Below are 2,375 nucleotides of genomic sequence, written 5' to 3'. Positions count from 1 at the left end.
AGCCTGAGCTGACGTTCGGCCGGCAGCGCCGTGATCGCTTCGCCACTGGTGCCTTCCTGGCCTTCCGCCGTTGCCGCAGTGGCAGCGCGGCCTACCTGGCTGCCGTTTGGCTGAGCGGGGTCGGCAGGAGTTGCCGGTGTGGCCGGCGTGGTGCGCAGGTCAGGCGTGGTGTTGGCGAAGGGATCATTCGTGCTGGTGTCGTCGAAGATGGACGTGGAGTTAGCGCCAGCGTCCGAGGACGACTGCGAATCATCCGGCAGGGCACCTTCGCTCGTCGGCTGGTAAACAGGCGTTTCCGCGATCTGCTCGAGCGCGGTCCGGGTTGAGCCGAACGGCCGATCAGCATTCGTGTTGGTGCTGGTGCGCAAGCCCGTGCTTTGCGCAAACAAGGGCGCGGCAAGGCTCATCGCGCCGAGCGCGGTAGCCGATGCCAGCACAAGCGCGAATGAACGCCTTGCCTTGCCTTGCGGATGACTTCTTGCCTGCGACATTCTCGGATCTGCCCCATCCGCGCGCATCGCGAGGATTACAGAACCGTAAACAGGCTTGGTTAAACAATCCTTTCGGCGAGCCACTTTGCTTTATTGGACAGCGTTTGGCGAAAGCGCTAAGCCGCGCGCATGAACGATATGAGCTCCAGAACGAACACGCACGGCGATGGCCTTCAGTCCGCGCTGCGTACGGTAACAACCGAAATGGCGGGCGTCGCGGCCTTGAAAGCCGCGCTCAAAAATGACCTGGCCGAACCATTCGAGAAAGCGCTGACGCTGATCCGCGGCATTACCGGGCGCCTGATCGTCACCGGCATCGGCAAAAGCGGCCATATCGGCACCAAGCTTGCAGCGACCTTCGCATCGACCGGGACGCCTGCCTTTTTCGTGCATCCCGTGGAAGCCAACCATGGCGATCTCGGCATGATCGGGCCGAACGACATCATCCTTGCCATGTCCTGGTCGGGCGAAAGCGCGGAGCTGAAGGGCATCGTGAACTATGCCCGCCGCTTCGACATTCCGCTGATCGCCATGACGGCCGGCACCGGGTCTGCCTTGGCACGGGAAGCAACGGTGGTTCTTGCTTTGCCGAAGGTCGCCGAAGCCTGTCCGCATGGTCTGGCGCCAACCACCTCGACCTTGATGCAGCTGGTGATCGGCGACGCGCTGGCGATTGCGCTTCTGGAAGCGCGGGGGTTTACTGCCGATCACTTCCGCACCTTCCATCCCGGCGGCAAGCTCGGCGCGAATCTTACCCAGGTGCGCGATCTCATGCATCGCGGCGATGCGATCCCGGTTGCCAAGCTCGGCACGCCGCTGCGCGAAGCGGTGATGACCTTGTCACAGCACCGTTTCGGATGCGTTTGCGTGCTGGAAGAGGACGGCCGCCTGGCGGGCATCGTCACAGACGGCGATATTGCGCGTCATATCGATCGCGACATGTCGGCGCTGACCGTGGACGACATCATGACGCGCGAGCCGAAGAGCGTTCGCCCCGACACGCTGGCGGGGGCTGCCATCGGTCTTCTGGAAGACCTCAAGATCAGCGCGCTTGTGGTGGTGGAAGACGAGCGGCCGGTCGGCATCGTCCATTTCCACGATTTGCTGCGCGTTGGAGTGGCTTAAGCGGCTTCCACGATCAGCTCGGACCCGCGCACGCCGGTGACCTTGACCCGGTTGCCGGCTGCGAGATCCGGACCCTGAACCAGCCACATCGTGTCGCCAAGCTGGATGCGGCCGCGTCCCTCGGCGATCGGCTCGCGCAGCACGGCGGTGCGGCCGATCAGCTGGTTGCCAGGCTGATTGAGGAGGGGTTCGTCGCTGTTTGTGCCGTGGATGCGCACAAAGCGGCTGCCGACAAAGGCTGCAAGCAAGGACAAAGCCAAGAACAACACGACCTGCACGTGCCAAGTCCAAAGGCCTGTGTCCCACAACAAGAAAGACAGCGCGCCGATGATGATGGCGGCAATGCCGCTCCACAGCAGGTAAACGCCGGGCAGGGCGATCTCCAGCCCGAGCAGGACCATGCCCAACAGGATCCAGCTCCAGGGGCCGAGTTCGGCTATCGCGCGCGCGATCATGCCAGGTCCTCAGTCCTGCTGTGGCGGAATGACGACACGCGGCGGGCGCGAAGTATTGCCCCGGCGGGGTGTTGGTCCTTCGGGTGTGTTATCCCCAAACACTTCCTTGGCGATCGATCCGATGCCGCCAAGTGAGCCGATCAGCGACGACGCCTCGAACGGCATCAGTACGATCTTGGAATTGGGCGAGGTGCCGATCTTTGCCATGGCCTCGGTGTAACGCTGGGCGACGAAGTAGTTGATGGCCTGCACGTCGCCCTGCGCGATGGCTTCCGACACGACCTGCGTGGCGCGCGCTTCCGCC

2 protein-coding genes and 2 pseudogenes are annotated in these 2,375 nt (G+C 63.5%); 1 reads left to right on the top strand and 3 read right to left on the bottom strand.

Annotation, left to right across the window (positions count from 1 at the left end):
• Positions 1-491: pseudogene (locus RTX98_RS18660) on the bottom strand (hypothetical protein); the annotation flags it as partial.
• Positions 492-629: 138 nt separating this feature from the next.
• On the opposite strand from RTX98_RS18660, the gene RTX98_RS18655 reads away from it, so the two are divergent.
• The gene (locus RTX98_RS18655; protein ID WP_416223175.1) at positions 630-1,616 is read left to right on the top strand and encodes a KpsF/GutQ family sugar-phosphate isomerase; all 987 of its coding nucleotides are present in this window, start codon (positions 630-632) and stop codon (positions 1,614-1,616) included.
• On the opposite strand, the gene RTX98_RS18650 is transcribed toward RTX98_RS18655, so the two are convergent.
• Both RTX98_RS18650 and RTX98_RS18645 read right to left on the bottom strand, forming a co-directional pair.
• Positions 1,613-2,071: an NfeD family protein gene (locus tag RTX98_RS18650; RefSeq protein ID WP_312798298.1), complete on the bottom strand. Its 459-nt coding sequence runs from the start codon at positions 2,069-2,071 to the stop codon at positions 1,613-1,615. The genes RTX98_RS18655 and RTX98_RS18650 overlap by 4 nt on opposite strands.
• Before the next feature lie 9 nt (positions 2,072-2,080).
• Positions 2,081-2,375 (bottom strand): annotated as a pseudogene (locus RTX98_RS18645) (SPFH/Band 7/PHB domain protein); the annotation flags it as partial.

Origin of the sequence: Tianweitania sp., assembly GCF_032053605.1 — a bacterium.
Taxonomy (GTDB): domain Bacteria; phylum Pseudomonadota; class Alphaproteobacteria; order Rhizobiales; family Rhizobiaceae; genus Tianweitania.
Note: the sequence above shows the minus strand (reverse complement) of the source record. Positions and strands in the feature narration are given on the sequence as shown.